21 protein-coding genes are annotated in these 23,048 nt (G+C 66.0%); 10 read left to right on the forward strand and 11 right to left on the reverse strand.

Annotated elements, in window-relative coordinates; translation table 11 throughout:
* Positions 1-7 precede the first annotated feature (7 nt).
* The 4 genes from atpA (at position 8) to AC5P9L_RS04345 (ending at position 4,496) form a co-directional block, all read left to right on the forward strand.
* On the forward strand, positions 8-1,555 hold the full coding sequence (gene atpA, locus AC5P9L_RS04330; protein WP_005411130.1) for a F0F1 ATP synthase subunit alpha: 1,548 nt from the start codon (positions 8-10) through the stop codon (positions 1,553-1,555).
* 97 nt (positions 1,556-1,652) lie between these two features.
* A complete protein-coding gene (atpG, locus tag AC5P9L_RS04335) occupies positions 1,653-2,516 on the forward strand; it encodes a F0F1 ATP synthase subunit gamma (protein WP_005411129.1) in 864 nt (287 codons plus the stop codon).
* 37 nt (positions 2,517-2,553) lie between these two features.
* Complete coding sequence (atpD, locus tag AC5P9L_RS04340) at positions 2,554-3,960, forward strand: F0F1 ATP synthase subunit beta (RefSeq protein WP_005411128.1); 1,407 nt, start codon at positions 2,554-2,556, stop codon at positions 3,958-3,960.
* Positions 3,961-4,073: 113 nt separating this feature from the next.
* Positions 4,074-4,496, forward strand: a complete 423-nt coding sequence (locus AC5P9L_RS04345) for a F0F1 ATP synthase subunit epsilon (protein ID WP_005411127.1) — start codon at positions 4,074-4,076, stop codon at positions 4,494-4,496.
* A gap of 323 nt (positions 4,497-4,819) precedes the next feature.
* Here the strand turns inward: AC5P9L_RS04345 and AC5P9L_RS04350 are convergent, their stop codons facing one another.
* Positions 4,820-5,203: a GtrA family protein gene (locus AC5P9L_RS04350; RefSeq protein WP_114618233.1), complete on the reverse strand. Its 384-nt coding sequence runs from the start codon at positions 5,201-5,203 to the stop codon at positions 4,820-4,822.
* Positions 5,204-5,287: 84 nt separating this feature from the next.
* On the opposite strand from AC5P9L_RS04350, the gene glmU reads away from it, so the two are divergent.
* Together glmU and AC5P9L_RS04360 are read left to right on the forward strand one after the other, a co-directional pair.
* Complete coding sequence (glmU, locus tag AC5P9L_RS04355) at positions 5,288-6,655, forward strand: bifunctional UDP-N-acetylglucosamine diphosphorylase/glucosamine-1-phosphate N-acetyltransferase GlmU (protein WP_111172865.1); 1,368 nt, start codon at positions 5,288-5,290, stop codon at positions 6,653-6,655.
* Positions 6,624-7,157, forward strand: coding sequence for a GNAT family N-acetyltransferase (locus AC5P9L_RS04360; RefSeq protein WP_111196809.1), 534 nt, complete (start codon positions 6,624-6,626; stop codon positions 7,155-7,157). The genes glmU and AC5P9L_RS04360 overlap by 32 nt, the downstream gene beginning before the upstream one ends.
* Positions 7,158-7,213: 56 nt before the next feature.
* On the opposite strand, the gene AC5P9L_RS04365 is transcribed toward AC5P9L_RS04360, so the two are convergent.
* The 7 genes from AC5P9L_RS04365 to AC5P9L_RS04395 form a co-directional block, all read right to left on the reverse strand.
* Entirely contained in the window at positions 7,214-8,566 is a 1,353-nt protein-coding gene (locus tag AC5P9L_RS04365) for a sensor histidine kinase (RefSeq protein ID WP_005414539.1), read from the reverse strand.
* Entirely contained in the window at positions 8,563-9,909 is a 1,347-nt protein-coding gene (locus AC5P9L_RS04370; protein ID WP_111196812.1) for a sigma-54-dependent transcriptional regulator, read from the reverse strand. Before AC5P9L_RS04370 ends, AC5P9L_RS04365 begins: the two co-directional genes overlap by 4 nt.
* Before the next feature lie 123 nt (positions 9,910-10,032).
* Positions 10,033-10,410, reverse strand: a complete 378-nt coding sequence (locus AC5P9L_RS04375; RefSeq protein WP_024957071.1) for a PDZ domain-containing protein — start codon at positions 10,408-10,410, stop codon at positions 10,033-10,035.
* A gap of 16 nt (positions 10,411-10,426) precedes the next feature.
* Positions 10,427-11,644 (reverse strand): ABC transporter permease, encoded by a 1,218-nt coding sequence (locus AC5P9L_RS04380; protein WP_005411120.1) that lies wholly within the window; start codon positions 11,642-11,644, stop codon positions 10,427-10,429.
* Positions 11,645-11,664: 20 nt separating this feature from the next.
* Positions 11,665-12,963, reverse strand: coding sequence for an ABC transporter permease (locus tag AC5P9L_RS04385; RefSeq protein WP_005411119.1), 1,299 nt, complete (start codon positions 12,961-12,963; stop codon positions 11,665-11,667).
* A gap of 10 nt (positions 12,964-12,973) precedes the next feature.
* The gene (locus AC5P9L_RS04390) at positions 12,974-13,699 is read right to left on the reverse strand and encodes an ABC transporter ATP-binding protein (protein WP_005411118.1); all 726 of its coding nucleotides are present in this window, start codon (positions 13,697-13,699) and stop codon (positions 12,974-12,976) included.
* Between the two features lie 28 nt (positions 13,700-13,727).
* The gene (locus AC5P9L_RS04395) at positions 13,728-15,005 is read right to left on the reverse strand and encodes an efflux RND transporter periplasmic adaptor subunit (RefSeq protein WP_227860085.1); all 1,278 of its coding nucleotides are present in this window, start codon (positions 15,003-15,005) and stop codon (positions 13,728-13,730) included.
* A 203-nt stretch (positions 15,006-15,208) separates the two neighbouring features.
* On the opposite strand from AC5P9L_RS04395, the gene glmS reads away from it, so the two are divergent.
* Positions 15,209-17,047: a glutamine--fructose-6-phosphate transaminase (isomerizing) gene (gene glmS, locus AC5P9L_RS04400; RefSeq protein WP_106550946.1), complete on the forward strand. Its 1,839-nt coding sequence runs from the start codon at positions 15,209-15,211 to the stop codon at positions 17,045-17,047.
* A 447-nt stretch (positions 17,048-17,494) separates the two neighbouring features.
* Positions 17,495-17,926 (forward strand): CBS domain-containing protein, encoded by a 432-nt coding sequence (locus AC5P9L_RS04405; protein ID WP_005411115.1) that lies wholly within the window; start codon positions 17,495-17,497, stop codon positions 17,924-17,926.
* Positions 17,927-17,993: 67 nt separating this feature from the next.
* Here AC5P9L_RS04405 and AC5P9L_RS04410 read toward each other — a convergent pair whose 3' ends face one another.
* Positions 17,994-18,422, reverse strand: a complete 429-nt coding sequence (locus tag AC5P9L_RS04410) for a VOC family protein (protein WP_164225395.1) — start codon at positions 18,420-18,422, stop codon at positions 17,994-17,996.
* Positions 18,423-18,516: 94 nt separating this feature from the next.
* Positions 18,517-19,035, reverse strand: a complete 519-nt coding sequence (gloA, locus tag AC5P9L_RS04415) for a lactoylglutathione lyase (protein WP_005414533.1) — start codon at positions 19,033-19,035, stop codon at positions 18,517-18,519.
* A gap of 126 nt (positions 19,036-19,161) precedes the next feature.
* On the opposite strand from gloA, the gene AC5P9L_RS04420 reads away from it, so the two are divergent.
* Complete coding sequence (locus AC5P9L_RS04420) at positions 19,162-20,274, forward strand: PLP-dependent cysteine synthase family protein (RefSeq protein WP_005411112.1); 1,113 nt, start codon at positions 19,162-19,164, stop codon at positions 20,272-20,274.
* A gap of 138 nt (positions 20,275-20,412) precedes the next feature.
* Here the strand turns inward: AC5P9L_RS04420 and AC5P9L_RS04425 are convergent, their stop codons facing one another.
* Positions 20,413-20,817: a hypothetical protein gene (locus AC5P9L_RS04425; RefSeq protein WP_049461475.1), complete on the reverse strand. Its 405-nt coding sequence runs from the start codon at positions 20,815-20,817 to the stop codon at positions 20,413-20,415.
* A gap of 170 nt (positions 20,818-20,987) precedes the next feature.
* Between AC5P9L_RS04425 and AC5P9L_RS04430 the strand changes: the two genes are divergently transcribed.
* Positions 20,988-23,018, forward strand: coding sequence for a M3 family metallopeptidase (locus tag AC5P9L_RS04430; RefSeq protein ID WP_043035531.1), 2,031 nt, complete (start codon positions 20,988-20,990; stop codon positions 23,016-23,018).
* The last annotated feature ends 30 nt before the right edge of the window (positions 23,019-23,048 follow it).

The raw sequence follows: 23,048 nt of genomic DNA on the forward strand, positions 1-23,048 counted from the left end.
CTTGACGATGGCAACCACGCTCAACCCCTCCGAAATCAGCGAACTGATCAAGAACCGCATCGAGAAGGTCAAGCTGGCCGCGGAATCGCGCAACGAAGGCACCGTGACCAGCGTGTCCGACGGCATCGTGCGCATCTTCGGTCTGGCCGACGTGATGCAGGGCGAAATGATCGAACTGCCGAACAACACCTTCGCCCTGGCCCTGAACCTGGAGCGCGACTCGGTCGGCGCCGTGGTGCTGGGTGACTACGAGCACCTGCGCGAAGGCGACGTCGCCAAGACCACCGGCCGCATCCTGGAAGTGCCGGTCGGTCCGGAACTGCTGGGCCGCGTCGTGAACGCGCTGGGCGAGCCGATCGACGGCAAGGGCCCGCTGGGCACCGACCTGACCGCTCCGGTGGAGCGTGTTGCGCCGGGCGTGATCTGGCGCAAGTCGGTCGACCAGCCGGTGCAGACCGGCTACAAGTCGGTCGACTCGATGATCCCGATCGGCCGTGGCCAGCGTGAGCTGATCATCGGTGACCGCCAGACCGGCAAGACCGCGATGGCGATCGATGCCGTGATCAACCAGAAGGGCACCGGCATCAAGTGCGTGTACGTTGCGATCGGCCAGAAGGCTTCGACCATCGCCAACATCGTGCGCAAGCTGGAAGAGAACGGCGCGCTGGCCCACACCATCGTGGTGGCCGCGACCGCTTCCGAATCGGCTGCCATGCAGTACATCAGCGCCTACTCGGGCTGCACCATGGGTGAGTACTTCATGGACCGCGGCGAAGACGCGCTGATCGTGTACGACGATCTGTCCAAGCAGGCTGTCGCCTACCGCCAGATCTCGCTGCTGCTGAAGCGCCCGCCGGGCCGTGAAGCCTACCCGGGTGACGTGTTCTACCTGCACTCCCGTCTGCTCGAGCGCGCTGCCCGCGTGTCCGAGGAATACGTCGAGAAGTTCACCGAAGGCAAGGTCACCGGCAAGACCGGTTCGCTGACCGCGCTGCCGATCATCGAAACCCAGGCCGGCGACGTGTCCGCCTTCGTTCCGACCAACGTGATCTCGATCACCGACGGCCAGATCTTCCTGGAAACCGATCTGTTCAACGCCGGCATCCGCCCGGCCGTGAACGCCGGTATCTCGGTGTCGCGCGTCGGTGGCTCGGCCCAGACCAAGATCATCAAGAAGCTGTCCGGCGGCATCCGTATCTCGCTGGCCCAGTACCGCGAGCTGGCTGCGTTCGCGCAGTTCGCCTCGGACCTGGACGAAGCGACCCGCAAGCAGCTGGAGCGTGGCCAGCGCGTCACCGAGCTGATGAAGCAGAAGCAGTACGCGCCGATGTCGATCGCCAACCAGGCACTGTCGATCTACGCCGTCAACGAGGGTTACCTCGACGACGTGCCGGTCAACAAGCTGCTGGCGTTCGAAGAAGGCCTGCACGCCCACTTCGCCAACACCCAGGGCGAGCTGGTCAGCAAGGTCAACGCCACCGGCGGTTGGGACAACGACATCGAAGGTGCCTTCAAGAAGGGCATCGCCGAGTTCAAGACCACCGGCAGCTGGTAATCGCGGTCCTGTAGAGCGGAGCCGCTGGCTCCGCTGGACCAGATGACAAACGGTTGAACAACGCGGGGCAGCAGCCCCGCGCCACGGGAAACAAGAGATGGCAAGCGGACGCGAAATCAAAACCAAGATCAAGAGCGTGCAGAACACCCGCAAGGTGACGCGCGCCCTGGAAATGGTCTCGGCCTCCAAGATCCGCAAGGCGCAGGATCGGATGAAGACCTCGCGTCCGTACGCGCAGGCGATGAAGCAGGTGATCGGTCACCTGGCCCAGGCCAGCACCGACTACCAGCATCCGTTCCTGGTCGAGCGCGAGCAGGTCAAGCGGGTCGGCTTCATCGTGATCTCCTCCGATCGCGGCCTGGCCGGCGGCCTGAACAACAACCTGTTCCGCAAGATGCTGGGCGAAGCCAAGGCATGGCAGGACAAGGGTGCGGAAGTGGACCTGGTGACCATCGGCCAGAAGGCTTCGACCTTCTTCCGCCGCGTGAAGGTCAACATGGTCGGCAGCGTGACCCACATCGGCGACGTGCCGAAGCTGGAATCGCTGATCGGTGTGATCAAGGTCATGCTCGACGCCTTCACCGAAGGCAAGATCGACCGCGTGTACCTGGTCTACAACCGCTTCGTGAACACCATGGTGCAGAAGGCCAGCTTCGATCAGCTGCTGCCGCTGCCGCCGGCTGAGAAGCAGGTCGCTCACCACGACTGGGACTACCTGTACGAACCCGATGCCGCGACCGTGCTCGAGCACGTGATGACGCGTTACATCGAGTCGCTGGTGTACCAGGCACTGCTGGAAAACGTCGCCTCCGAGCATGCGGCACGCATGGTTGCGATGAAGGCGGCGAGCGACAACGCCAACAAGCTGATCGGCACCCTGCAGCTCGTCTACAACAAGGCGCGCCAGGCAGCGATCACCCAGGAAATCTCCGAAATCGTCGGCGGCGCGGCAGCAGTCTGACCGCGTTCGTTCAAAGCACACATTAGAGGATGCAGCAATGAGTCAGGGCAAGATCGTTCAGATCATCGGCGCGGTCGTCGACGTCGAATTCCCGCGTGAATCGGTGCCGAAGGTGTACGACGCACTGAAGGTGGAAAACACCGAGATCACCCTCGAAGTCCAGCAGCAGCTGGGCGACGGCGTGGTGCGTACCATCGCCCTCGGTTCCACCGACGGCCTGAAGCGCAACCTGGTTGCCGTCAACACCGGCCGTGGCATCTCGGTGCCGGTCGGCGCCGGCACCCTGGGCCGCATCATGGACGTGCTCGGCCGTCCGATCGACGAAGCCGGCCCGGTGGCCGCCAGCGACAGCTGGGAAATCCACCGTGCGGCCCCGTCGTACGAAGACCAGTCCCCGGCCACCGAACTGCTGGAAACCGGCATCAAGGTCATCGACCTGATGTGCCCGTTCGCCAAGGGCGGCAAGGTCGGCCTGTTCGGCGGCGCCGGCGTCGGCAAGACCGTCAACATGATGGAGCTGATCAACAACATCGCCAAGGCGCACAGCGGTCTGTCCGTGTTCGCCGGCGTGGGTGAGCGTACCCGTGAGGGCAACGACTTCTACCACGAAATGAAGGACTCCAACGTCCTCGACAAGGTGGCGATGGTGTACGGCCAGATGAACGAGCCGCCGGGCAACCGCCTGCGCGTCGCCCTGACCGGCCTGACCATGGCCGAGTACTTCCGCGACGAGAAGGACGAAAACGGCAAGGGCAAGGACGTCCTGCTGTTCGTCGACAACATCTACCGCTACACCCTGGCCGGTACCGAAGTGTCGGCACTGCTGGGCCGCATGCCGTCCGCCGTGGGTTACCAGCCGACCCTGGCCGAGGAAATGGGCGTCCTGCAGGAGCGCATCACCTCGACCAAGAACGGTTCGATCACCTCGATCCAGGCCGTCTACGTTCCCGCGGACGACCTGACCGACCCGTCGCCGGCAACCACCTTCGCCCACCTGGACTCGACCGTTACCCTGTCGCGTTCGATCGCCTCGCTGGGTATCTACCCGGCCGTCGATCCGCTGGACTCCACCAGCCGCCAGATGGACCCGCTGGTCATCGGCCACGAGCACTACGACACCGCCCAGCGCGTCCAGCAGACCCTGCAGAAGTACAAGGAACTGAAGGACATCATCGCGATCCTGGGCATGGACGAACTGTCCGAAGAGGACAAGCAGGCCGTGTCGCGCGCCCGTAAGATCGAGCGCTTCTTCAGCCAGCCGTTCCACGTGGCCGAAGTGTTCACCGGTTCGCCGGGCAAGTACGTGCCGCTGAAGGACACCATCCGTGGCTTCAAGGCCATCGTCGATGGCGAGTACGACCACCTGCCGGAGCAGGCGTTCTACATGGTTGGCGGCATCGAAGAAGCGGTCGAGAAGGCCAAGAAGATGGCCGAGAAGGCCTGATCCGGGGCGGGCGGGAGCGATCCTGCCCGACCTGACGCCGGCGCCGGGCAACCGCCCGCGCCGGTGGACCCCCACGGTGGCATTGCGCCGCCGCGAACAGCGAAGAGATTTGCATGAGCACGATCCGTTGCGACATCGTCAGCGCCGAGCAGGAAATCTTCCGTGGCGAAGCGACCCTGGTCGTGGCCACCGGTGAGCTGGGCGAACTGGGCATCGCGCCCAAGCACGCGCCGCTGATCACCCGCCTGAAGCCGGGCAAGGTGGTGGTGACCACGCCGAATGGCGAGCAGCTGGATTTCGCCATTTCCGGCGGCATCCTGGAAGTGCAGCCGCAGGTGGTGACCGTGCTGGCCGACACCGCGATCCGCGCGCAGGACATCGACGAAGCCTCGGTCCGCAAGGCCAAGGAAGAAGCCGAGCGCATCCTGGCCAACCGCGGTGAAGCCATGGAAGTGGCCGAAGCCCAGCAGAAGCTGGCCGAAGCCGTCGTCCAGCTGCAGGCCCTGGAACGCCTGCGCAAGACCCTCAAGCACTGAGGTTCCGCGCTGCATCCACGAAAACGCCGGCCCTGCGCCGGCGTTTTTGTTCGGGTGGCTGGGTAGAGTCGACCGGGTGGATTCGACCGGGTAGAGTCGACTGGGTAGAGTCGACTGTTAGTCGACTGCTCTACGTTCAGGCCGCGAAAATCCCGCGCTGCGCGCGTTAGTCGACTACCAGTCGACTCTACCAGTCCCGGTCCCCAGTCCCGATCCCGATCCCGATCACCGATCCCGATCACCGATCACCGATCACCGATCCCGGTCCCCGATCCCGGTCCCCGATCCCGGTCCCCGATCCCGATCCCGATCCTGGTGCCGTCTCAGCGATACACCACGTACCGCATCAGCAGGAACGACACACACGCCAGGCCGCCTTCCACCAGCGGTTTGGCAAGCCAGGTGTACTGCAGGCCCAGCGCATGGTCCACCAGGCTCACCAGCAATGTGCTCGCCACGGTGAGCAGCAGCCATAGACTGAAAAAGCGTGCAAATCGCTTCCATCCCAGCTTGCGGGTGCCGGCCTCGGCAAAGGTGTAGCGGCCGTTGAGCCAGAAGCCCAGCAGCATGCCGGCCAGGCGCCCGGCGATGTTGGCCGGCGCCACGGGCATGCCCAGTGCGGTGGTGACCACGAACACGAGCCAGTCGAGCAGCAGCTGCACGAGCCCGATGACGAGGTAGGCGCTTCCCTGGCGGACGAGGCTCATCGGCATGGCGAAGGGAGGAGGGATGCCCATGTTAACGGCGCACGCTCTAGAATCACCGGCAACGAACCACGGACCGCCGTTCCCATGACCCAACCCCTGCACGTCATCATCCTCGCCGCCGGCGCAGGCAAGCGCATGAAGTCGGTGCTGCCGAAGGTGCTGCAGCCGATCGCGGGCCAGCCGATGCTGGCGCACGTGATCGACGCGGCCCGTGAGCTCCAGCCGGCGGCGATCCACGTGGTCCATGGCCATGGCGGCGAGGCGGTGCGCCAGTACTTCGCCGGCCAGCCCGACCTGCAATGGGCCGAACAGGCTCAGCAGCTCGGCACCGGCCATGCGGTAGCGCAGGCGATGCCCCAGGTTCCCGACCTGGCGCAGGTGCTGGTCCTGTACGGCGACGTGCCGCTGATCCGTGCGCAGACCCTGCGCGACCTGCTCGCACAGCCGGGCCGGCTGGCGGTACTGGTGGCCGATGTCGATGACCCGACCGGATATGGCCGCGTGCTGCGCGATGCCGAGGGCAAGGTTGGCGCGATCATCGAGCAGAAGGACGCCACCGATGACCAGCTGCGCGTGCGCACGATCAATACCGGCATCATCGCCGCCGAATCGACTGCGCTGCGCCGTTGGCTGTCGCAGCTTTCCAACAGCAATGCACAGGGCGAGTACTACCTCACCGATGTCTTTGCGTTTGCCGCCCATGAATACACGCCGGCCGAAATGGCGCTGGTGGCCGACGCGCAGGAGGCCGAAGGGGCAAACGACCCCTGGCAGCTCTCGCAGCTGGAGCGCGCCTGGCAGCGTCGTGCGGTACGGGCCTTGTGCGCACAGGGGGCGCGCGTGCGCGATCCGGCCCGGCTCGACATCCGCGGCACTGTCACCGTGGGCAGCGACGTGCTGATCGACGTCGATGTCGTGCTCGAGGGCAACGTGGTGCTCGGCGACGGCGTCACCGTCGGTCCGTTCAACCGTTTGAAGGACGTCAACCTTGGGCCGGGCACCGAAGTGCGTGCGCACTGCGACCTGGAGGGCGTGGTTACCGAGGGCGCCGCGCAGATCGGCCCATTCGCGCGCCTGCGACCGGGCACCGTGCTGGCCGATGGCGTGCACGTCGGCAACTTCGTCGAGACCAAGAAGGTCACGCTGGGTGTCGGTAGCAAGGCCAATCACCTCACCTACCTGGGCGATGCGGTGATCGGCAGCAAGGTGAACATCGGCGCTGGCACCATCACCTGCAACTACGATGGCGTGAACAAGTCGACCACCACCATTGGCGACAACGCGTTCATCGGCTCCAACAGCTCGCTGGTGGCACCGGTGACCATTGGCGACGGCGCGACCATTGCCGCCGGTTCGGTCATCACCCGCAACGCGCCGGACGGCAAGCTGACACTGGCGCGTGTCCGACAGGAAACCATCGATGGCTGGAAGCGCCCGCTCAAGAAGTCCTGAGCCCCGCATTCCCCGCGCCGATGAACTCGGTGTGCTGCCCGGCATCGAGCAGCGCGCCGGCGAGGTGTTGAGGGGCCATGAGGCCTATCCGGTGTTCGCCGGGCATGGCCTGGACCTGCCGACACTACAGGATGGCCTTGAACGCGGGCAGCTGTGGGTGGTGGATGCGGCAGACGGTGGCATCGCCGGCTATCTGCTTGCCGGCGAACTGGCAGGTGAGTTCCACGTGCTGCAGATGGATGTGGATCCTGCACACGCGCGGCAAGGTCATGGGCGCACGTTGTTGCGCCATGCATTGGTACAGGCCCGGGCGGCGGGCTATCGCTCGGCCGTGCTGACCACGTTGTCCGACGTGCCGTGGAATGCGGCCTTCTATGCCAGTGAAGGGTTCGTCGCCGCACCGGAGGCGGAGTGGGGTGCAGGGCTGCAGGCGGTGATGGCCGAAGAGGCCGCGCTGGGGTTTCCGATGCATCTACGCGTGGCGATGCGGCAGGCCTGGTAGGTACCGACCTCGGTCGGCATATCCACGCATCGCGTGGATCTACCCGATCGGTCCGCTCAACCCACCGGCAGCAGGATCGACACGCACAACCCGCCATCGCCGCGGTTCTGCAGTGACACCCGTCCGCCGTGGGCCTCCACGATCTCCCGCGTCAGCGCCAGCCCCAGCCCGGTGCCATTGCGCTTGGTCGAATAGAACGGCATCAGTGCGTTCTGCAGCACCTGCTCGTTCATGCCCTTGCCGCGGTCAAGCACGTCCAGGCGCAGCCACTGCGGCAGCCGGGTCAGCTGTACCTGCACATCGTCGTTGGGCGGCTCGGCTTCAGCGCAGGCTTCGTGCGCATTCTTCAGCAGGTTCAACAACGCCTGCCCGAACTGCGCGATGTCGATGCGGCTGCTCAGCTCCTCGTCCGGCTCACGTTCCATGCCGAACGGGATCTGCTGGCGCAGGCTGGACAGGAACGGCGCCCAGTGCACGGTCTGCAGCTGCGGCTGTGGCAGCTTGGCAAAGCGCGCATAGCCACGGATGAAGCCTTCCAGGTGGCGTGCGCGGTCCTCGATGGTGGTGAAGATCTCGGGCAGCCGGTCAAAGCGCTCACGCTGCACCAGCACGCCGCCGGAATGGGCGAGCGAAGCAATCGGCGCCAGTGAGTTGTTGAGCTCGTGGCTGATCACCCGGATCACCTTCTTCCAGGTCTGCACTTCCTGGCGGCGCAGCTCGGCGGTCAACAGGCGCACCAGCAGCAGGTCGTGCGGACGACCGTTGAGCTGGAAGGCACGCCGCGAGAGGTGATAGACCTGCTCGTCATCCTCATCGCCGTCCTCCCCCTCGGCGTGCACCGCGAACAGGCTGTCACCGCCACGGGCGATGGCATCGCGCAGTTCCACCGGCACCTGTTCCAGCACGTCTTCCAGGCGCTGGCCTTCCAGCTTCCAACCGCCGTGCAGCAGCTTGCGCGCGGCCAGGTTGGAGAACACCACGCGGGCGATGCCATCACCGCCGGAGGCGATCAACAGCATCGCAACCGGCGTATTCTGCACCATGGTGTCCAGCAGCAGCTCACGTTGCACCAGGCCCTGCCGCTGCTCACGCAGTACATCACCCAGCTCCCGGTGTGCCTGCACCAGGTCGCCGAGCTCGTCATTGCCGGGCCAGTGCACGCCGAAGTTGTATTCGCCGTCGCGATAGCTGCTGGTGGTGCCCGCCAGGGCCCGCATCAGTGACCGCACCGGGGCGGTAGCCCGACGCAGCGTCCACCACATCAGCGACAGCAGGATCAGCGCCGACACCGTGGTCACCACCCAGCCATGGTCCATCCAGTAGGCCAGCAGCCACGGCAGTGCCGCAGCCAGTGCCAGCACCGGCAGCAGGCGCAGGAACAGGCGGAAAGTGAACGAGCGCCGCTTCATTCGCGTGGAATACCGTGGCGGTCCATGCGCCGGTACAGCGCCTGGCGGCTCAGGCCGAGCTCGGCGGCAGCCTGGGCGATGACGCCATGGTTGCGCGCCAGCACATCCTCGATGCGTGTGCGGTCGGGATCATTGCCTGCGCTGGGTGCCGGTCGTGGTACGACGGCTGCGCGCGGCAGGTTGAGATCGGCCACTTCGATGCGGTTGCCGGTGGCCAGCAGTTCGGCACGCTGGATCACGTTGCGCAGCTCGCGCACGTTGCCTGGCCAGGGGTGCCGCTGCAGTGCTGCGGTGGCGGCGCTGGACAGCGGCTTGCCAGCGGTCAGGAATCGCTCGGCCAGCGGCACGATGTCGCCCGGGCGTTCGGCCAGCGGCGGCAGCACCAGTTCCACCGTGTTGAGGCGGTAATAGAGATCTTCGCGGAAGGTACCGTCGCGGATCATCGCCGGCAGGTCGGCATTGGTCGCGCTGACCACGCGGACCTTGACCTGGCGCTCGCGGTTGGAACCCAGGCGCTCGAAGCGGCCGGTTTCCAGCACGCGCAGCAGCTTCATCTGCCCGCCGAGCGACAGGTTGCCGATCTCATCCAGGAACAGGGTGCCACCATCGGCGGCCTCGAACTTGCCTTCGCGCGCCTTGTTGGCGCCGGTATACGCACCGGCCTCGGCACCGAACAGTTCGGCTTCGATCAGTTCCGAGGGCAGCGCGCCACAGTTGACCGCCACGAACGGGCCCTTGGCCACCAGCGAATTGGCCTGGATGATCTGCGCGATCTTCTCCTTGCCGGCACCGTTCGCACCGGTGATCAGTACCGGCAGTTCCGAGCGTGCGACCTGGCAGGCGAGGGCGATGACGCGCTCGCTGGCGGGGTCGGCGAAGACCGCGCCGCACAGGTCGTACTTCTCTTCCAGCGCGTTGCGCTGGTGCAGTTCACGGCTGCGGCGCCGGTCCAGTTCGCGGCGTGCCTCGGACAGTTCCAGCAGGTTGTTGACCGTGGTCATCAGCTTGCGGTCGTCCCAGGGCTTGGCCAGGTAGTCGGCCGCACCGGCCTTGACCAGGTCCACCGCACTGCTCAGGTGGGTCCAAGCGGTCAGCAGGATCACCGGCAGGTCCGGATGGCGCGCACGGATCTGCGCGAACAACGCTTCGCCCTCCTCACCGGAGGTGGTGTCCTCGCTGAAGTTCATGTCCTGGATCACCAGATCGACCGGCTGCGACTCGAGCAGGGCCAGCCCATCGGCGGGCGTGTGCGCCTGCAGGGTGTCGATGTCGTGCAGGGAGAACAGCACGTCCAGCGCAGTACCCACGCTGGCGTTGTCGTCGATGATCAGGATCGCAGGCATCAAGCGGTTCTGCAGAAAGGGATGGGCGGCGCCGATGGAGCCGTTCGTGTCCACGCACCGGGAGAGCCCGACGCCACCCATCAAGCATAGCCAAACCTGTGGCCGTGCAGGAGCGGATGATGCTCAGCGCCCGGGTGGGGCTGGCGGAGGTGGTGGCGCGGGTGGTGGCGGGACCTCCAATGCCTGTCGCCACGCAGCGGCGTTGACCGCCACCGTCAGTTCGCGCTTGTCGCGGCGCAGCAACAGATAGGCGCTGGCCGCGTGGGAATGGCGCAGTGCCTCGGCCAGATGTTCAACCCGGCGCACCGCCGTGTCGTCCACGCGGAGGATGCGATCGCCACTGCGCACGCCGAAGCGCACTTCCGGGCTGGCGGCCTCCACATGCACCTGGCCTTCGGTCGAGCGCAGCGACAGCCGCGCTCCATCGCGGCGCCATTCCAGCGTCTGTGCGCTGCCACCACCGGCCAGCGCCGGCAGGGGCAGGAGCAGCATCAGGCACATCGCGCAGGCACGCATCTCACGCGCCCCGCGTGGCGACCGCAGGCGGTACCGCCGCCGCACGCCGTGCCGGACCGAACACCGCAATCTGGCCCAGTATCCACAGCAGCAGCGCACCCAGCGGCAGGTAGTACAGCGGCATGCGCGGCAGCTCGTACAGGTTCATCAGGGCCAGGTTGATCGCGTACGCCGCCAGCATGCCCAGCACGATGCCCAGCGAGGCCAGCAGGAAGTTCTCGGTCTGGAAGTAGCGCAGGATCTGCCCGCGGGTGGCGCCCAGCGCACGGCGGATACCGATCTGCTTGCTGCGCTGCTGCACCCAGAAGCTGGCCAGGCCGATGATGCCCAGCGCAGTGACCACCAGCAGCGAGATGCTGACGGTGATCAGCAGGCCGACCATCGCGCGGTCGTTCTTGAAGAAGTCCTTGCGCTGGTCTTCATAGGTCAGCTTGTCGCGCATCAGGCGGTTGGGGTCGTTGCGCTCCAGCGCGGCGGCACCGGCATCGAGCACCTCCTGGCGGCGTTCCGGCGAAGTGCGCAACACGTAGGTACCACCCTTGTCGAAGCTGACCCGGATCGGCAGCAGCATCGAGTTGGTCCAGTTGTCATTCCAGCCATTGGGCGTGCTGAGCGTGTCGACGATGCCGACCACATGCAGCGACTGCTTGCCCATGTAGTAGGTCTTGCCCAGGGCGCTGCCGTTGGGCTCCATCTTGGCGGCGGTGGCCTGGGTGAGGATGACCGGGATGGCCTTTTCCTTGGCGCCACCCTTGCTGACGTCTTCGAAGTTCTGGTACTCGTCGGGCAGGAAATCGCGGCCGGCGATCAGATTGATGCCCATCGTGGCCAGCCCGTTCTCGGACAGGGTGTACATCGAAGCGTTGGTGGTCGGCCGTTCCTGGTCGATCACCCGCGAGATGCTGCTGCTGGAGGAGCCGTTGCGGAAGGGAACCTGGTTGATGATGGTGACGTTGCTGACGCCGGGAATCGCGCGCAGCGATGCCAGGTCCTCGCGGGTGCGGGACATGGCGTCGGTCTGCTTGCCGATGCCGCTGACGCGCAGCATCACCAGTTCGCTCTCGGCGATGCCGCTGGGCATGCTGATCTTTTCCACGCGCTGGCTGACCAGGAACAGCGCGTTGCAGACGATGGCGCAGGTCAGTGCGACTTCCAGCACGATCAGGGCGGCAGCGGTCTTGTGCCGGCGCAGCGTGCTGAGGATGGGGCGGATGTCCATGGGAGTCCTCGTTCGGGTGCTTACTGCGACTTGAGCTGGATGGCCGGGGTGACCTGCATCGCGCGCCAGGCGGGCAGGAATCCGGCGGCGAGGCTGGCGAACAGGGTCAGGCCCAGCGCGAGCAGCAGCATGTTGCCGTCCAGGTGGGCCAGCTTTGCGTATTCCACCGGCTGCTGGCGCACCGCGAACAGGCCAAGCAGGGCCAGGCCGATACCCAGCACGCCACCGACCACGCCCACCGCGCCGGCTTCCACCAGGCACTGCAGGAAGATCTGGCCACGGCTGGCACCGAGTGCACGGCGCACGCCGATCTCACCACTGCGGCGCAGGAACTTGGCCAGCAGCAGGCCTACCGTGTTGACCAGGCAGACACCGAGGAAGCCCAGCGCCAGCCACAGCTGCAGGCGCACGTCGCTGGGCACTGCACCATTGAAGTCCAGCCATTCCATCACGGTGCGCAGGCGCACGTTCGGTGGGTGCTTGAAGCGGCCGGCCTCGCGCTGCTGGGTCGAATAGTTCTCCAGGTAGCGGCGGTAGTCGCCGGCCTTGGCCGGGTCCATTTCCACCCAGTACTGCAGCCACGCGCACGGTGCATTGAGCGAGTAGCTGTTGCCGTCGGGGTTTTCGCCGAAGCAGTTCATGTTGCCGTTGTTGCCGAGCTTCAGGTCCAACGAGGTGGAGATCGGCAGCAGCAGGTCTTCGTTCTTGCCGTAGCTGCCGGTGGTCAGGTCGTAGAAGTGCGGCTCCGGGCTCCATTCCTTCATCACGCCGACGATGCGGTAACTCTGGCCTTCCATGCGCAGGTCGCGGCCCACGCTGTTGGCGCCCTGGTACAGCTTGTCGTTGAGCGCCTTGGAGATGACCACCACGCGTGCGCGGCCTTCATCGTCCTCGCGCGTCCAGGGGCGGCCGTACTGCATGGGCACCTCGAACATCGGGAAGAAGTCGGCCGAGGTCCAGCGGGTGTCGATGCTGAAGGGCTTGAGCGTGCTGTTGTCCGGTTCGATGGTGCCGCCGCCGCCGCTCATCAGCGCCTGGCGCTCGCCCTTGGCCTCGCGCAGCAGCGCTTCACCGTCGAAGCGGGTCAGCTGGGTTTCCGGTTCCTCGCCGGCGACATAGGCGCCGGTCGCGGCATCGAGCTGCACGTAGAACAGGCGGTCACTCTTGCCCGGAATCGGGTCGCCGGACAGCACGTGGAATACGGTCAACGTGGTCATCGAGGCACCGATGCCGAGCGCGATGGCGATCACCATCAGCGCGGTCAGGACCTTGTTGCGGCGGAAACTGCGCGCCGCCAATCGGGCATAGTAGGCGAACATGGTCGGGCCCTCACTCGTTGACGGCGACGATGTGGCGCAACGGCGTGGCCAGCACCGGCTCGCGCACCAGGTCGGTCACCTGGCCATCGACGATGTGCACGTTGCGCTGCGCACGCGCGGCCAGTTCCGGGTCGTGGGTGACCATCACGATGGTGGTGCCGGCGGCGTTGATCTCCTCCAGCAGCTCCATCACGCCCCGGGCCATCTGCGTATCCAGATTGCCGGTCGGTTCGTCGGCCAGCAGCAGGCGCGGGCTGCCGGCCAGCGCACGCGCGATGGCCGCGCGCTGCTGCTGGCCACCCGACAGTTCATTCGGATAGTGCTTCATGCGCGAGCCCAGGCCGACCTGGGTCAGTGCCTTCTCGATGCGTTCGCGGCGCTCGTTGGCGCTCATCCTGCGATAGCGCAGCGGAACGTCGACGTTGTCGAACAGGTTCAGGTCGGGGATCAGGTTGAAGCCCTGGAAGATGAAGCCGATCTTCTGGTTGCGCAGGCGGCTGCGGGCGTCGTCGCCCAGCGTGCTCACGTCCTGGCCGTCCAGCATGTAGGTACCGCTGGTGAAGGTTTCCAGCAGGCCGGCGATGTTGAGGAAGGTGGTCTTGCCGGAGCCGGACGGGCCGGTGACCGCGACGAACTCACCTTCCTTGACCTGCAGTTCCAGCGAGCGCAGTGCGTGGGTTTCCACCTGTTCGGTGCGGAAGACCTTGGCGACCGAACGCATTTCGAGCATGTACATGGGGTGTCCTCTCTCCAGGATTCAGGTATCAGTTGACGGAGACGCGTTCGGCGTCCTTGAACAGGTCGCTGCCGGAGACCACGATGCGGTCGCCCGGCTGCACACCCGACTTGATTTCCACTTCGCCCAGGCTGCTGACGCCCAGTTCCACCGGACGGCGCACGGCGGTGCGGCCATCCATCACGTAGGCCATACCGTTGCCCTGTTCGACGAACGGGCCACGCTCGACCTTCAGCACGTTCTTGCGGGTATCGAGCAGCACGCGCACCGACATCCGTTGGCTCTGGCGCAGGCCTTCCGGCTGCGCGCTGGCAAAGCGCACGCGCGCGTTGACCTCACCGTTGACCACTTCCGGCGACACCGCGCTGATCTCGCCCGGGAAGGGCTGGCCGTTGCCACCGGTCAGCTGTGCGGGCATGCCGATCGCCAGGTCGCGGGCGAAGCTCTCCGGCACCTTGATCTCGACTTCGAACTTGGACAGGTCGACCACGCCCAGCACCGGGGCATTGGCGGCCAGGTTGGTGGACTGCACCGCCTGCACCTGGCCGACCTGGCCATCGAACGGGGCACGCAGCGTCAGCGCATCGACCTGGCGCTGCACTTCGGCCACCACCGCCTTCTGGCGATCGGCCAGCAGGCGCTTGTTGCGGGCATCCAGGTCGGCGCCCTGGCTCTGCAGGCGCGCATCGGTGGTGGCGTTGGCCAGGGTGATGTCGGCCTTCTTCAACGAGTCCTTGGCCTTGGCCAGGTCGATCTGCGGCACCGCACCGCCGTCGTAGCCGCGCTGGTAGCGCTGCAGGTCGCGGTCGGCGGCCTGCCGTTCGATGGTGGCCTGGTCGGTCTCCTTGCGCGACTTGGCGCGGGCCAGGGTGGCGTCCAGCGCGGCACGGCTGGCCTCGGCCTCCAGGCCGGCCAGGGTGGCCTGTTCCTGGGCCAGCTTGCTGCGCAGTTCGGGGCTGTCGATGACCGCCAGCTCCTGCCCCTTCTTCACCACGTCACCGGCGACCACCTTCAGGTCCACGGTGCCCGCAGAGATGGCATACAGGATCGGGCTGTTGGCGGCGATCACGCGGCCGTCGGCGGCGATGTCACGGACCAGGTCGCCCCGCTTCACTTCGGCGATGCGCACGCGGCTGCTGTCGAAGGAGCGGCTGGCGTTGGACCAGGCGTGCACGGCCCAGCCGATGCCGGCGAGCAGGGCGATCGTGCCCAGCGCCGGCCAACGGTAACGGAGCCAGTTGGCGCGCGGGGCGCTGGCCGGGGCGGAGGAAACGATCTGGTCCTGGGCGGAAGTGTCGCGGATCATCGGGTGCGTGCCTGACGGTGGTAGCCAGTACCAAGCACGTAGCGTGCCAACTTTATTTCCTTTTCCATCAATGAGTTGGGTGGGCGTCTGAAGTGTCCGGGTGTCCGCGGACACCTTTCCGGACACTTTCATTAAGCGGACAGGAGGGGGAAGCCGGACGCGCAGGCTAGAATGCGACGATCGTCTTCAAGGAAACGCGTGACATGTGTGGAATCGTGGGTGCGATCGCTGATCGCGACGTAGTGCCGGTGCTGATCGAGGGTCTGAAGCGCCTTGAGTACCGTGGTTACGATTCCTCGGGTATCGCGGTGATCGACCATGCCGAGCGGTCGGAGGTGCGTCGCGTGCGTCGTACCGGCCGAGTGTCGGAAATGGCCACGGCGGCCGAGGCCGAGGGTTTCAACGCGGTGCTCGGCATCGGTCATACCCGCTGGGCCACCCACGGTGGTGTCACCGAGGCCAATGCGCATCCGCATATCAGCCAGGGCGTGGCGCTGGTGCACAACGGCATCATCGAGAACCACGAAGAGCAGCGCGAGAAGCTGCGCGCGATGGGCTACACCTTCGAGTCGCAGACCGATACCGAAGTCATCGCACACCTGATCCACCACCACCTGAAGGATGGCGACGACCTGCTGGTGGCGCTGCAGCACACGGTGAAGGAACTGACCGGCGCCTACGCGCTGGCCGTGGTCAGCCGCGCCGAGCCGGAGCGCTTCGTCTGCGCGCGCATGGGCTGCCCGCTGCTGATCGGCCTGGGCGAAGGCGAGAACTTCGTCGCCTCCGACGTCTCGGCCGTGATCTCGGCCACGCGCAAGGTGATCTTCCTGGAAGAGGGCGACACCGCCGAAATCCGCCGCGACGGCGTGCGCGTCTTCGACGAGCACGACCAGCCGGTCGAGCGCGACGTGCATCTGTCCGACGTGTCGCTGGCATCGCTGGAGCTGGGCCCGTACCGCCACTTCATGCAGAAGGAAATCCACGAGCAGCCGCGCGCGCTGGGCGACACCATCGAGGCGGCGATCGACGCCGGTGGTTTCCCGGCCGAGCTGTTCGGCAAGAACGCCGAGGCGGTGTTGTCGGGCATCGAGGGCGTGCAGATCATCGCCTGCGGTACCAGCTACTACGCCGGCCTGACTGCACGCTACTGGGTCGAGGCCATCGCCGGCCTGCCGTGCAGCGTGGAGATCGCCAGCGAGTACCGCTACCGCGCCGCGTATGCCAACCCGAAGCACCTGATCGTCACCATTTCCCAGTCCGGCGAAACGCTGGATACGATGGAAGCGCTGAAGTACGCCAAGTCGCTGGGGCACAAGCACACGCTGTCGATCTGCAACGTGCCGGAAAGTGCGATTCCGCGGGCCAGCGAACTGGTCTGCTACACCCGTGCCGGTGCCGAGATCGGCGTCGCTTCGACCAAGGCCTTCACCACCCAGCTGGCGGCACTGTTCCAGCTGACCGTGGTGCTGGGCAAGCTGCATGGCCGCATCGACGCGGCACAGGAAGCGGACTACCTGGAGCAGCTGCGCTTCCTGCCGGGTAGCGTGCAGCACGCGTTGAACATGGAGCCGCAGATCGCTGCGTGGGCCGAGCGTTTCGCGCGCAAGAGCAGCGCGTTGTTCCTGGGCCGCGGCCTGCACTACCCGATCGCGCTGGAAGGCGCGCTCAAGCTCAAGGAAATCTCCTACATCCACGCCGAGGCCTACCCGGCGGGCGAGCTGAAGCATGGCCCGCTGGCGCTGGTGGATGAGGACATGCCGGTGGTGGTGATCGCGCCGAACGACAGCCTGCTGGAAAAGGTGAAGTCGAACATGCAGGAAGTGCGCGCCCGTGGTGGCGAGCTGTTCGTGTTCGCCGACCAGGACAGCAACTTCAACGAGTCCGAAGGCGTGCACGTGATTCGTACACCGCGCCATGCCGGCGTGCTCAGCCCGATCGTGCACACCATTCCGGTGCAGTTGCTGGCGTACCACACCGCGCTGGCGCGTGGCACCGACGTGGACAAGCCGCGCAACCTGGCCAAGAGCGTGACAGTGGAGTAACACCCGTCGGCTCTGTTGGATGCTGCAAGCGAAGGGGGCCCCAGTGGCCCCCTTTCGTTTGTGCCGGAGTCCGTGCGAAGTGGGACAGCCTCAGGGTGTTCTGTCCGCCGTCGGCAGCCATCAATCAATCTTTAACACGCGGCATCGCGTGTATTCAGCGGCGGTTTCAGCCGCGGTGCCATTCTCTGGATCGTCGGTTGGTTCCCACGACGAACTGTCCCATCGATGCCGGTAGTGACCGATGGTCGCAGTCGTAGAATCAAGTTGACCGAGGTCCAGGGTGAGCGGTTGAACCCACCTCGTTCGCGTTGCAGCACGATGCCTGCCGATCCATCTCCCAAGGCCGGCGTGTGCGCCAGACGTGCGCTGAAAGGTCTGTTCCCGGGGAGGGGGCGTATCGGAAGAGCACACTTTTTTGACTTCAGTGACCTGCACCAGGAAACAAGAATGAACGTCCGCGAACTCCTGCAATCCAAGAAAGAAGCTGTCATCACCATCGACGCCGAAGACACCATCGGTGCCGCCGCCCACAAGATGAGCGCGAACAGGATCGCTGCGCTGGTGGTGATGAAGGACGATGCCCCGGTCGGCATCATTTCCGAAAAGGACATCGTGCGCACCTTGGCCGACGACGGCCCGCAGGCCGGCCGCCGGGTGATTTCCAGCCTGCCGTCCACCGGCCTGGAAGGCATCGCCCCGGAGGCCACCCTGAAGCAGGCCATGTCGTTGATGACGTACTCGCGGCGCCGTCATCTGATGGTCACCGAAGGCACCCGCCTGGTCGGCATCCTCAGCCTGGGCGACATCGTGAAGAACCTGCTGGGCGAGCTGGAGCTGGAAAAGGCCGTGCTGCAGGACATCTACATGGCCGCCCACTGAGGGCCACACCGTCGGAAGCAGAGAAGCCGGGCATTGCCCGGCTTCTTCGTTCACGGCATCGGTGAAATCAGAAAGTGACCTTCACCGAGTCGGCGCTGTAGTTGGCCGGGCCGTGGTAGACCACTTCAATGTTGTTGCCATCGGGATCGAGCACGAACGCGCCGTAATAGCCCGGGTGGTAGGGGCGTTCGCCGGGCGCGCCGTTGTCGGTGCCGCCGGCGGCAATGGCGGCGCTGTGGAAGGCATCGACAGTGGCGGTGTCGCGGGCCTGGAATGCCAGGTGGTGGCGTCCGGTCAGCTGGCCAGCGGCGGCCTCGCTGCTGGCGCTGGAAATGAACAGCTCGTCGGCCCAGAAGTAGTCATCGCCTTCACCGGCCACCGGGATGCCGATGGTGTCGAACACCGCCTGGTAGAAGCGGCGGCTGGCCGCCAGGTCGTGCACTACCAGCTGGATGTGGTCGATCAGGCGGCCACGGTGCAGTTCCATCGTTTCCATACCAACCTCGCAGAAAAAGGGGACGGAGGGGATTAAGTCGCTTCCAGCCCAATAATGCCAGAAACGACTTAATCCCCTCCGTCCCCTTTTCGGGTCAGACGTTGGCGATGATCTCGACCCAGTAGCCGTCCGGGTCCTTGATGAAAGCCAGGTTCTTCATGCGGCCGTCGGTCAGGCGCTTCTGGAAGGTCACGCCCAGATCCTCGAAGCGCTGGCAGGCGGCCTCGATGTCCGGCACCGACACGCAGATGTGGCCGAAGCCGCGCGGGTCGCTGTTGCCGTCGTGGTAGACCGCGCCGTCCTGGGTTTCGGTGCCGTGGTTGTGGGTCAGTTCCAGCACGCCCGGCAGCCCGGCCATCCACAGGCGGCGGGCGTTGTCATCTTCCGGCACCGTGACGCCAGCGGGCACGTAGGCCAGGAAGTACAGGCTGAACTGGGCCTCGGGGAAGTCGCGCTTGTCGATCAGCTGGTAGCCGAGCACGCGGGTGTAGAAGTCCAGCGAAGCGGCAATGTCCTTCACGCGCAGCATGGTGTGGTTGAACACGAAGCCGGTGGTTTCGGCCGGGGCCTGGGCGGCGACGCCGGGAACATCGCGCAGGGCGGGAATGGTCATGGGGGGAGGTCCTTCAGACAGGGCCGTTGCCGGCCGGATTGAGCCATTCTACCGGCCAGCACCTGACGGCACTGCGACGTACAATGGCCGGATCGCACCGTTCCGTCCTGACAACGATTGCCCGCCATGTCGCAGCGTGAATGGGTGGCTGCCGCCATCCGCAAGATCGAAGCTGATTTCAACCGTTCCGCCGATACCCACCTGATTCCGCTGGCGCTGCCAGGGTTCGAGGGCATCGACCTGTACCTGAAGGATGAGTCGAGCCATCCCACCGGCAGCCTGAAGCACCGGCTGGCGCGCTCGCTGTTCCTGTATGCGCTGGCCAATGGCTGGTTGCGTGAAGGGCGTCCGGTGATCGAGGCCTCCAGCGGCTCGACCGCCGTGTCCGAAGCCTATTTCGCGCGGCTGCTCGGCCTGCCGTTCATTGCGGTGATCCCGGCCTCCACCTCGCCTGAAAAGATCGCCGCGATCGAGTTCCACGGCGGCCGTTGCCACCTGGTCGAACGTGCCTGCGACCTCAACTGTGATTCGGAAAAGCTGGCCCGTGAAACCGGCGGCCACTTCATGGACCAGTTCACCTATGCCGAGCGCGCCACCGACTGGCGTGCCAACAACAACATCGCCGAGTCCATCTTCAAGCAGATGGCCGAGGAGCCCAGCCCGGTTCCGGAATGGATCGTGTGCAGCCCCGGTACCGGCGGTACCGCAGCGACGCTGGGCCGCTATGTCAGCTATCGCCGGCATGACACCCGCATCCTCTGTGCGGACCCGGAAGTGTCGGTGTTCTTCGATGGCTACAAAGCCGCCGTGGCCGGTGAGCAGGACTGGCGCGGCCTGACCTGCAGCGGTGGCTCGCGCGTGGAAGGCATCGGCCGGCCGCGGGTAGAGGCGAGCTTCATCCCGACCAGTGTCGATGCGATGGTGAAGGTGCCCGATGCGCTGAGCCTGGCCGCGATGCGCCATGTCAGCCGCCAGCTGGGCCGCCGTGTCGGTGGCTCCACCGGCACCAACTTCATCGGTGTGCTGCAGGCGGCGCAGTGGATGCGCGAGGCGGGCCACCAGGGCAGCATCGTCAGCATCCTGTGCGACAGCGGCGAGCGCTACGCGCAGAGCTACTACGATCCATCGTGGTATGCGCGCCAGGGCATCGATGTCGACGGCGCCGATGCGCAACTGGCGGCGGCGGTGGCCGGGCAGGGACTGCCCGAATTGCCGTGGTGCAGCCTGGAAGCGTTGTAACGCGGCAACGCACGGCCGGCTGTGCGTCGGCTGGGGAGAGTCGACTGTTAGTCGACTGCTCCAGGTTCAGGTCGCGAAAATCCCGCGCTGCGCGCGAAAGTCGACTAACAGTCGACTCTACCCGGTCGCCGGGGCGTCTCAATATCCCGCTGCAGTGAACGCGTCCAGCACCGCGTCGCGCAGTGCATCGGGCAAGGCCTCGATGTCCATCGCGCGATCATCCAGATGCAGGCTCGGGTCCAGGATGCTCGCTCGGCCCTGGGCCAGCGCCTGCAGCCACAGCAGCACGCAGATCGCGAACTCGCGCTCATGGCCCAGCCGCAGCTGGCTGGCGCCGCGTTCGATCACCTCGAACGGGTACCACTCCTGCGCATCGTTGAACGTGCCGCCCTGCTGCAGCACTGCCTGCAACTGCTGCAGATGGCGCGGGGCGTCATCGCCGGCATCGCACAATGCGGCGATCCAGGTCAGTTCGGCCGGGCTGGCGGACAATGCCAGTGACCGGGCCGGTGAGGCGGATGCAACTGCAGCCAGACCTTCCATGTAGGGCCTCATTCGGTGCGTACCGCTGCGGACTCCCCCGCAGCCAGAGCTTCGGTGCGCGACCGTAAGGCCGACGTGAATGCCGGGCCGTGCCCCCTTGTCAGCCCCGCCTGCCAGCGCCATATCCTGCATGCTGCCCGCCTGCCGGGCCCGTACCCTGGAGATCTGCCGTGACCGTTGCCAACCCCCTGCTCGATTTTTCCGGCCTGCCGCGCTTCGAGGCCATCCGCCCCGAGCACGTGGCGCCGGCGCTGGACGTGCTGCTGGCCGAGGCCGAAGCCGCCGTCAGCGCCGCCGAGCAGCTGCAGCCGGTCACCTGGCAGACCTTCGTTGCCCCGCTGGATGACGCCACCGAGCGCCTGTGGCGCGCCTGGGGTCTGGTCGGCCACCTGCAGGGCGTGGTCAACACCCCGGAACTGCGTGAGGCCTACAACAGCAACCTGCCGCGGGTGACCCGCTTCGCCAGCGCGCTGGGCCAGAACCTGGCGTTGTACCGGCAGTACCAGACGCTGGCCGCCAGTGCCGAGGCGGCGCGCTTCGACGCGGCCCAGCGCAAGGTGCTGGACAACACCCTGCGCGATTTCCGCCTCGGTGGTGCCGAGCTGGCGCCGGAGGCGCAGCAGCGCTTCGCGGCGATCAAGGAAGAACTGTCGGCCCTGTCGGCGAAGTTCTCGCAGAACGTGCTCGACGCTACCGATGCCTGGTCGCTGATCATCGAGGACGAAGCGCGGCTGAAGGGCCTGCCGGAAGACGTGAAGGCCGCCGCGCATGCCGCAGCACAGAAGGACGGCAAGGCCGGCTGGAAACTGACCCTGCAGATGCCGTGCTACCTGCCGGTGCAGACCTGGGGCGAGGACCGCGACCTGCGCGAGATCCTGTACCGCGCCAGCGCACAGCGTGCGTCCGAATTCGGCGATGAGTCCCTGGACAACAGCGGCAACATCGATCGGATCCTCGCCCTGCGCGCTGAACTGGCCGCGCTGCTCGGCTTCGATTCGTATGGCGATTATTCGGTAGCGACCAAGATGGCGCAGGACCCGGCCGAAGTGCTGGGTTTCCTGCGTGACCTGGCCGCGCGCGCCAAGCCGTTCGCGGCCAGGGACCGGGCCGACCTGGAGCAGTTCGCACGCGAGCAGCTGGGCATCGACAGCCTGCAGGCCTGGGACCTGGCGTTCGCCGCCGACCGCCTGAAGCAGGCCCGTTACAGCTATTCCGAACAGGAAGTGAAGCAGTATTTCACCGAACCGAAGGTGCTTGGCGGCCTGTTCTCGGTGATCGAGCAGCTGTACGGCCTGCGCGTGCAGGAGGACAGCGCACCGGTGTGGCATGACGACGTGCGCTTCTTCCGTCTGGTCGATGCGCAGGGCGCGCTGGTTGGCCAGTTCTACCTGGACCTGTACGCGCGCGAAGGCAAGCGCGGTGGCGCGTGGATGGATGATTGCCGCAACCGTCGCGTGCGCGCAGACGGCAGCGTGCAGACACCGCTGGTCTACCTGGTGTGCAACTTCGGCCGCGGTGCCAATGGCAAGCCGGCCACCTTCAGCCATAACGAAGTGACCACGCTGTTCCATGAGATGGGCCACGGCCTGCACCAGCTGCTGACCCGCATCGGCGAACTGGGCGTGGCCGGCATCAACGGCGTGGAATGGGATGCAGTGGAGCTGCCCAGCCAGTTCATGGAGAACTTCTGCTGGGAATGGGACCACCTGCAGGCGATGACCGCGCACGTGGACAGTGGTGAGCCGCTGCCGCGCGCGCTGTACGAACGGATGCTGGCGGCGCGCAACTTCCACAGCGGCATGGCCACCGTGCGCCAGCTGGAGTTCGGCCTGTTCGACATGCTGTTGCACAGCCAGTTCGAACCGGCGCAGGACAGCGTGCTGGCGCTGCTTGATCGCGTGCGCGCGGAAGTGGCGGTGAATCACCCGCCGGTCTGGAATCGCTTCCCGCACCAGTTCAGCCACATCTTTGCTGGCGGCTACGCGGCCGGTTACTACAGCTACAAGTGGGCTGAAGTGCTCAGTGCCGACGCCTATGCGGCGTTCGAGGAAGCGCCGCAGGCACTGGCCGAGACCGGTGCACGCTTCCGCGATGAGATCCTGTCGCGCGGTGGCAGCCGCCCGGCGGCGGAGAACTTCAAGGCCTTCCGTGGGCGCGCGCCGCAGATCGACGCGCTGCTGCGCCACTCGGGCATGGCGTAAACCGTTGTGGTGGGTGCCAACCCTGGTTGG

This window comes from Stenotrophomonas sp. YJH_SMC_64 (assembly GCF_059371375.1).